This is a genomic window from Leptospira kirschneri serovar Cynopteri str. 3522 CT (genome assembly GCF_000243695.2).
In the GTDB taxonomy this organism is placed as follows: domain Bacteria; phylum Spirochaetota; class Leptospiria; order Leptospirales; family Leptospiraceae; genus Leptospira; species Leptospira kirschneri.
The window spans coordinates 25,119-33,340 of record NZ_AHMN02000015.1; the positions used below are offsets into that span (position 1 = coordinate 25,119).

6 protein-coding genes and 4 pseudogenes are annotated in these 8,222 nt (G+C 36.8%); 7 read left to right on the plus strand and 3 right to left on the minus strand.

Annotation, left to right across the window (positions count from 1 at the left end; genetic code table 11):
• The first annotated feature begins 947 nt into the window (after positions 1-947).
• From LEP1GSC049_RS209835 to LEP1GSC049_RS0207155, 4 genes and pseudogenes are all read left to right on the plus strand, one after another.
• The gene (locus tag LEP1GSC049_RS209835; protein WP_016561096.1) at positions 948-1,841 is read left to right on the plus strand and encodes an Rpn family recombination-promoting nuclease/putative transposase; all 894 of its coding nucleotides are present in this window, start codon (positions 948-950) and stop codon (positions 1,839-1,841) included.
• Positions 1,842-1,987: 146 nt separating this feature from the next.
• A pseudogene (locus LEP1GSC049_RS2000000228070) lies at positions 1,988-2,427 on the plus strand (hypothetical protein); the annotation flags it as partial.
• A gap of 134 nt (positions 2,428-2,561) precedes the next feature.
• Complete coding sequence (locus LEP1GSC049_RS209830; protein ID WP_016561095.1) at positions 2,562-2,759, plus strand: hypothetical protein; 198 nt, start codon at positions 2,562-2,564, stop codon at positions 2,757-2,759.
• Positions 2,760-2,994: 235 nt separating this feature from the next.
• A complete protein-coding gene (locus LEP1GSC049_RS0207155; protein WP_025186089.1) occupies positions 2,995-3,471 on the plus strand; it encodes a hypothetical protein in 477 nt (158 codons plus the stop codon).
• A 273-nt stretch (positions 3,472-3,744) separates the two neighbouring features.
• Here LEP1GSC049_RS0207155 and LEP1GSC049_RS209825 read toward each other — a convergent pair whose 3' ends face one another.
• Positions 3,745-4,497 (minus strand): transposase, encoded by a 753-nt coding sequence (locus tag LEP1GSC049_RS209825; protein WP_025186090.1) that lies wholly within the window; start codon positions 4,495-4,497, stop codon positions 3,745-3,747.
• 278 nt (positions 4,498-4,775) lie between these two features.
• Entirely contained in the window at positions 4,776-5,198 is a 423-nt protein-coding gene (locus tag LEP1GSC049_RS209820; protein WP_004750616.1) for a transposase, read from the minus strand.
• A 222-nt stretch (positions 5,199-5,420) separates the two neighbouring features.
• Here LEP1GSC049_RS209820 and LEP1GSC049_RS02230 point away from each other — a divergent pair.
• Both LEP1GSC049_RS02230 and LEP1GSC049_RS2000000226890 read left to right on the plus strand, forming a co-directional pair.
• Positions 5,421-6,301: pseudogene (locus LEP1GSC049_RS02230) on the plus strand (Rpn family recombination-promoting nuclease/putative transposase).
• Positions 6,302-6,557: 256 nt separating this feature from the next.
• Positions 6,558-7,031, plus strand: a pseudogene (locus LEP1GSC049_RS2000000226890) (transposase); the annotation flags it as partial.
• Here the strand turns inward: LEP1GSC049_RS2000000226890 and LEP1GSC049_RS2000000228565 are convergent.
• Positions 6,934-7,236 (minus strand): hypothetical protein, encoded by a 303-nt coding sequence (locus tag LEP1GSC049_RS2000000228565; RefSeq protein ID WP_016747976.1) that lies wholly within the window; start codon positions 7,234-7,236, stop codon positions 6,934-6,936. The pseudogene LEP1GSC049_RS2000000226890 and the gene LEP1GSC049_RS2000000228565 sit on opposite strands and share 98 nt — an antisense overlap.
• Positions 7,237-7,260: 24 nt before the next feature.
• On the opposite strand from LEP1GSC049_RS2000000228565, the pseudogene LEP1GSC049_RS02000000224885 reads away from it, so the two are divergent.
• Positions 7,261-8,154 (plus strand): annotated as a pseudogene (locus tag LEP1GSC049_RS02000000224885) (IS982 family transposase).
• The last annotated feature ends 68 nt before the right edge of the window (positions 8,155-8,222 follow it).

The window sequence follows — 8,222 nt, forward strand, 5'->3', positions numbered from 1 at the left end:
ACCCTTTGACAAAATAAAAATCTCAGTCAGTAAGATGTTTATTCGATTCATATTAAAAAACAGGCCCTTTTATCAAAGGAATATGTTTGTTGTAGGAAGACAGTAGAATCTGACTTTTCTTAAGAATCTCTATCCAGGAAAAAACGAGCCAAAACAGGACAATTTGAAAAAAGTCATATTTTTTAAGAAAGTAGGTAATTTCTAAGAATATTCAAAAAGTAGCATGTTCTTTCTATAGCTTTGAATCCATTTTTTAAAGAAATTCGATATTCAGGAAAATTCAGGAAATTCCAGGAAAAATTTCGACCCCCTAAAATCCTGAAAAACTTGAGGTTTAGAAGTGGGTTTTCTTTGTTTTGGATCTTGAAAAGAGAAAGGGAATTTTTAGGATCAAATTTTAGATTTAAGTAAAACATTTATATTCAAGTGATCCCCAGAAACACAATGGATTAGAAGTGAAGTTGAAATATTTTCGATGCTCTTTCAAGAGTAAGTAGGTCGTTTGATGTGGTAGGGTAGGGCATGTTAAAAAGAAATAAATAATTTCCATGATATAAAGACAGCCAAAACCGAATTGTTTCCTTTAGGAACATTCACCTAAATAAAAGTCCTTGTTTTATAAAAACCAAAACTCTTTAAATCAAAAGATAGTAGTTTGTTTTGTTGTGGTCTTAATAGTTTGAAGAGTAGGCAAAATTGTGAGAGAGGAAATTGGAGGAAAATGGAGGGAAGAATTCGGGATTTCAAATTTAGCTATATTCAATGGAATATTAGATCCATAGATTTTTTGTAAAAGATTCCTTTCTCTTTTAAGATTTGAAACAAAGCTAAAAAACAGAACCCTTACAAAGATAAATTTGTAAGGGAGAAGATAAAAGACCGAATTACAAAAAGTAGTTTCCTCAAAATATCTTTCCAGTTGAAAGTAAAAGAAAAGAACCAAGCCGATGTCTAAAAACTTTTTTCCATTAACCAATGATTTGATGTTTAAGATCTTGTTTGTTAAAGAACCAGATTTACTGATTTCAATATTAAACAGTGTGTTATTTCCGGATGGGGAACATACAATCCGAAACATTAAGATACTCAATCCGGAACTTGTAGGCTCTTCTCCGAATGACAAACGTTCTTATTTAGATATACGTGCTCAAGATGAGGATGGAAAAATATTTCATGTAGAAATCCAAGTAGCTCACCAAAGTTCTTTCGTGAAGAGAAGTTTGTATTATCTTTCAGGACTAATTCGGGACCAGTTGAATCGGGGTTCTATGTATTCCGATTTGAAGCCAGTGTATCAGATAAATATAGTTGACTTTGACTTAATTCCTTCGGAGAATTTTCATAGTAAGTTTAAATTTAGAGAAGAGTCTAATCCCGACATCATCTTAACAGACGACGTAGAAATTCATTTTTTAGAGTTGTGTAAGTTTGTCAAAAGAGACGTAAGGGAATTAAGAAATAATTTAGAGATCTGGCTGTATGTGTTAAAGCATACGTCTGAGTTGGAGGAAGAAGAAATGAGAATCTTAGTAGATAAAACTCCAGATTTAAGTAAGGCATTTACAATCTTAGAACAGTATTCAAATGATCCTGAGAAGCGCAATGAGTTAGAATCGAAGTTAAAATCAGACCGCGACTATGCGTATGACTTGGCGGCTCGTTTTGAAGCGGGTGAACTACAAGGGATTCAGAAGGGGATTGAGAAAGGTATTGAAAAGGGTGCAGAGAAAGAAAAGTTAAAATCCGCTCGTAAGATGCTTCAGAAAGGTATGGATGTGGATATGATCTTAGAAATCACTGGTTTGAGTAAAAAGGATCTAAAAGACCACGGGATGCTATGACCTGTAAAGTTAAGAATAGATTACTCACTCAGTTTTGAATACGAAGGCATTGTAAGCAATCGTGTGATCTAATTCACGAATTGTAAATGGAATATTAAAGATATATAAAATACTTCTGTAATTTACACAAGCAAGCCGACACTCTCCCGAAAACCCCAAAAATCTTTACCGAAGAAAGAATACCTAACTTCTTTAATTACGGATTTCCGATGCTACTGGTTAACAATCGGGTAGCGATTCTTGAGCTTGGCAGCCATTACGGGACCGCTGGCATTAGCCTTTTTGATATTTCGAATAAAAATGCAAAGCCAATTGGCCAGGGTGTACTTAAGAGAACGCTAATATCAGGCTTTACGCCGATGGATAACGCCGTCTATGTTACGCATGAGAAAGTTCAAATTAAAGCCAAGGGAAAGAAACATTATTTCAGCAAAATCGATCTGACAAACGACGCGACCATTAAATTTACATACGAACTGCCTTTCACAGATCGTACTATCGTCTGGTCGCATGTTGAGAATGATAAATTGGGGGTCTTACTTGACAATGGGATATGCTTTCTACGAACTTCCCAAAAAGCTCCTGACGCCCGACAAATGGATCTTTTTTGAGCTGGGCACAACAAGGCGACCTTCGCAGTTCCGGCGTTTATACGAAATTCGTCAATTTATAGTTAGATGAAAGTTTGTTAAAATCTATCTTGAATGGCTAAAATCTTTTATGAAAATAAATATAGATAAACGTCTGAGTAAGTTAGTTGAATATAAACCGATTAATTTAAACTTACTTGTTAAACCATGGGGCAATAAGTTCAGAATAAGAAAAGAAAGTTTACCTGAGAAAGGAGACTTATATGCGTTTTGGTGGATTGGTAGTATCAAAGTATTAGAAACTTCTGAGAGAAAAATTAAAATATAGCCCTTTAAGCTCTAACTACCCATAAGGTCATTTTGTCACTTCAAGAAACAGGCTTTACGCCGCACGGGGGGCCTTGGGATATCTCGGACAAGTGAACTTCCATCGGCTGGGTGACGCGGTCGTAATCACACGACTCAACGGTCAGTATGTTACCAATCTGGACTTTAGTAAGGGCGGGCGCCATTGTGGATCGTTGGAGTTCTGCAATTATATAGTGGCGAGGAGCGCAATAGAAATGCATGATCATGTACTCGACGAGTTCTTGGAGCACGAGTTGCGAGATGTCCTCCGTGTGGTCGTTCAACTCGGCGCCGAGGAGTTCGATCTGACCGACACTGCTGTCTTTGTATTCGATATCGGACTATTTCAATTGAACGCAGATGTGCACGAGAAGCGCCTGCGAAGGATGCGCTCTGCAGACGATATTGTGATTGAAGGAGACTACCACGACCGAACGGGCGCCGAGCTACGCACGCTTGGGCTTGTGCCCTTCCCCTTCCGGGTGAGCGCAGTTCATCTCGTGTATGAGGTAATCGACGTGCAGCAACACCCTGTAGGTGCTTTTCTGGCCACGGAGCAGTACGAGCTTGTGCTCGGCGTCAACTTTCACCTCGACGACGTGGAAGTTGGTGCCCCAGGAGTGTTATGGACATATGTGGGTCGCCTTGTTCCGAACGCACGTTCCGTTGTGGTGAAACGACGCACGCTCTAACCGTCCGATTTTCTTGAGGTCATCTTCCACACGATCGTGGCGAATCCGGCTTGCCACAGGCAGCCGGACCAGGCTCTCAGCTCTGGTCAATAAATTGCATACAGGAAACATAATACAACAATCGTCTTTAGATTCAATTTATTGACCCCGCATCGATCTCCAGAGTCTGTTGAAAAAGAAAACCAGAAAATCCCTCTTATGGTTTCACCCTAGATCACATTAGGTTCTTTTTTATTTTTGAGAAATGTAGTAAAACGTCCTTCAGTCGAAAATTCAGACGTATCGAAAACCGCAGAGCTTGGCAATATTGTGAGCAGAACATCTTTCCGACCATTCGAGAGAAACCTTTTCAATCCCTTTTGTCAAAAATAGATTTCCGCCGCGAGAACCTTTGATGGCTCCGAAAACTCCTTCAATCGAAGGAAATCTATTTGAATAAATGATTCTGGATTTAGGCTCGCTTAATTTTTTTCGCATCTCCATCGTATAAAAGTTATTCATCTCATCCGGTTGATAATTCTTAGAGGGACTCGAATGAATATAGTTTCTTTTTAATTTCTTAGAATTTACTAAAATAGACTTCGATTTTCCCTTGGAACAGAAACATTTTAAATGACAATCGGAACAATTGGTTGCACGAAAATCCGAATAGATATCTTTTCCATTCAGGTGTCTCTCCCTTCTGAATTTAAGGACTCTTCCTGTTGGACAGATAAAGTGATTGGATTTCTTATCAAAAGTAAACTTGATAGATTTGGGTTTTCGTTTAGGAGATTTCGGAATTTTAGGAATTTTTCCCGATTGAAACAATCTTGTGATTCTCTGATCAGGACAGTAAAGATCGAAGTCTTTTAAACTGCGAAAGTTAGCCTCGCTCGCATAACCTGCATCCAAGACGTATTGAATTCTTCTTGAATCTTCTTCCTTTGATTTTAAAGAAGAATAAGAAGTTTCTACTTTTTGAATCATCTTTTCCGCAAACTGAGTATCCGATTGTCCTGTCTCAACACATTGTGAGACGATCATCTTTGATTTGCAATCGACCGCCGCCTGAGCGTTGTAACCTACTAAAAAGCCGTTTCCTTTTTTCTGTAGATCGCAATTTCTCTCAAAGAGATGAATCCGACGACGGTCTTTGTGCTTTTTTAAGAATTCTACCACTTCCTTTAACTTGTCAGTTTTCCGTTCTAATTCTTTTCTCTTCTTTTGAATTTTAGAAGAATCTAAATCTGCAGACTTCTCCCATTCTTTGAATTTGGTTTTACTAACTTCTTCGATTTGTTTCAGCCTCTTCTCGAATCTTTCTAAGTCTCCAAGATCGTCCGGATTCGCGTTTGCTTTGATCTTTGTTCCATCAATCGAAATCGTTTCAAAGTCGATAAAGCCGCTTTCATATCCAAGAAATACCGTCTGGGAAAATAGATCCTCGAATGTACCTTTCGAAACTTGGAAATAAACGTATGATCTAATTCTTCTCCATCCAAGAGATAGATCAACTCGGCCCTGAGTTTTGATAACCTGCAGAGTTCTCTCATCGAAAGATTGCCGATTAAGATGGAATAGAAAAGAGCCGAAATTACTTTCTTTGGAGAGATCGCAGGTCGACCTGTTGCGTCATTCTGATAATTTTTATCGAAATCCTCAAAATCTAAACGTTCCATGACTTTTTTAAATCCGTGGATTGGATGTCCTTCTCCGAACAATTCCTGAAAGTCTAAAACATGCATCCTCAATTGATTCGGGTCTGTATTCTTGAACTTTGCCATTGTGCTAATCTAGCAGGTTTATACATTTTGCTCTTCTTTTTCAACAGACTCCCTTTCGCGTTACGCCCTGCTCACGTAAAAAAAGCGGTCGTACTGGATTGAATCAAAGAACTAATTCATAAAAAAGAAAATGAATCTTTACAAATAAAAGTAATCTCCATTATTAAAAATACCATGTCTGATATGACAAACCCACATGATCGTTTAATCCGGGAAACTCTACAGGATAAAGAGGATGCGATTTCCTTCTTTAAAAATAGTTTACCTGAAGCTGTAATCGAACTTTTAGACTTAAACCGTTTAGAACTAACACAATCTAGTTTTATTTCAGAAAACTTAAAAGAAGAACAAACCGATCTACTCTTTCAGATCCCACTGAAATCCGGTAAAAAACAAACGTCTATCTTCTATTTGAACACAAAAGTTATTTGGATGAAGCAGTCTTTAGTCAACTACTAGGATATATATCCGCAATCTACAAGTCTCAATATAAGACGGATAAAAGATATTCAGTCGTAATTCCGTTTGTGTTCTATCACGGTGAAAGGACTTGGACTTTAGGAAATAGTCTTCAAGATAGGTTTATACTCTCTAAAAACGAAGAGGAAGTATTTAAAAAATACATTCCAGATTTTGAATTAGAATTATTTGATCTGTCGAAAGTGGATCTAAACCGATTGGAAAGTATCACCCTAAGAGTGATTTTAGGAGTGGTCCAAAAAATATGGGAAGGAGATAGTTTATTTTTAATTCATTTAGGAGAAGTATTTGAACTCTTAACAGGTCTAAAAAACGAATCAAAAAGGGTTGAAATTTTCCAAAAACTGTTTTTATATATATTTAATGTAAGAGAACTTGAACCGACTGAAATTACAAGTTTACTCAGTCATTCAAGGTATAACAGGGAATACGAGGATTTAACCATGACAACAGCCGAAAAATTAAGAAAAGAAGGTAAACTCGAAATTGCCAGAAATATGCTATTGAATGGTGCCAGTTTAGAATTTGTATTAAAGGTTACCGGATTTACAGAACAAGAGTTAAAAGACCACGGAGTGATATAACTGTAAAGTTAAGAACAGACCGGACATTCACTCAGTAGAATTGATACTGAAGCCGTTGTCAGTAATCTTGTGATCCAATTCACAAATTGTAAATGGAATATTAGAGATATATAAAATACCTCTGCATTTAATTAAATAGTCGTCCCTAAAAAAGAGTTAAAATGTCGAATAACGCAAATAAAATGCTATCCAAGGAGAAAAAGTTAGAAACAAAATCCCCATAAAACATCCAGAAACCACGTAAAAGCCGGTGAAAATGAAACCAGAAGAGAACTCAAAACAACAGAATCAAGGAGAACTATTTCGAAATAGATTGGACCAGATCTTGGATCCTAGACACCCGTTGTATCAAATCTCGAATAAGATAGACTGGGAAAAGTTTGAGAAAGAATTCGGAAAATACTACACAGAGAAAACCGGTCGACCCGGATTACGAATCCGTCTGTTTGTGGAAATGAATATTTCGAACATGATTTCCCTTGTGATCCAACGAGTTTAGTAAAGTGGCGGAAACGTATTGGTTCCGATGGAGTAGAGAAATTTTTAGAAGAGACGATCTTCTTAGGCCAACGGGAAGGTCAGATCAAAGATCTAGAAGAGTGAATGTTGTACAACGGTTCAGGAGAAAGCGATCACTTTTCCAACGGATGCAAAACTGTATCATAGAATGCGACAAATTTTAGTAAAAGAAGCATCAAAAGAAAATATTCAATTAAGACAAAGTTATAAGAACCTGCCCCACCAGTTTCTTCAGTAAGAAAATCGGGAGGGCAGAACCTTGCAGCTTGATCTTTTTGTAAAGTAAGATTAAGTTTTGAGATACGCTGTAAACGCAAGAGTAAATTAGCATTCATTAAACAACGTGAGTTCGGCGTAAGAAGGAAAAAAGAGTAAAAATCTTGTACTGAAAAACGCCAGATCGCATATTGAACCAAATTTCCGACAAGAAAAGGTACAATATGGATCTGACAGAGATATTTTGCGCAATAGACGATTATTGTACACAACAAAAAATAAACTGGAACGGGAAAATATTGAGTCCGGTGGTTCGAAAAAGGAACCGTAAATTTCAACTCAGCCTGAGTGAAGTAGCAACAATCGTAGTTTATTTCCATCTTTCTCATTATAGAGAATTTAAAAATTATTATTTGATAGAAATAAAAAAGAATCTGAAATCCGAATTTCCAAAAGCTGTAAGTTACAATCGTTTTGTCGAGCTGATGCCTAACGCGTTAACCGTCATCGCTTCGTTTCTGTCAAATTCTTGTTTAGAAAAGTGTTCCGGAATATCGTTCATTGATTCCACGATTCTCAAAGTATGCGACAACAGAAGAATCCATTCTCATAAGGTATTTAAAAACATTGCACAACGAGGAAAATCAAGCACAGGCTGGTTTTACGGCTTTAAATTGCATTTAATCATAAATGATCAAGGTGAATTATTATCATTTATGGTCACTCCTGGAAATGTGGACGACAGGAACTTGAAAGTGATCTTTCCACTTGTTAAAATATTTACGGTAAACTTTTCGGTAGATAGAGGTTACATCAGTCAATCTCTGTTTGTAAAGTCTTTATGAAAAGGGAATTCAACTCATTACAAAACTTAAAAAGAATATGAAAAATAAATTAATGCCCTTAGTTGATAAAATCCTTTTAAGGAAAAGAGTTATCATTGAATCCGTTAATGATGAACTTAAAAATATCTGTCAGATTCAACATACTAGGCATCGTAGTTTTTTCAATTGGGCCGTTAATCTATTAAGCGGGTTAGTCGCATTTTCATTTTTTCCAAAAAACCTTCTTTGAATTTGAAATCCAAAGACAATTTACAACTTCTACTTTCTCCTTAGGCCGAACTCACGTTAATTAGTACTCATCCTCCGCATATCTCTCTGATCTGAAGTTTCCGAAAAAACAT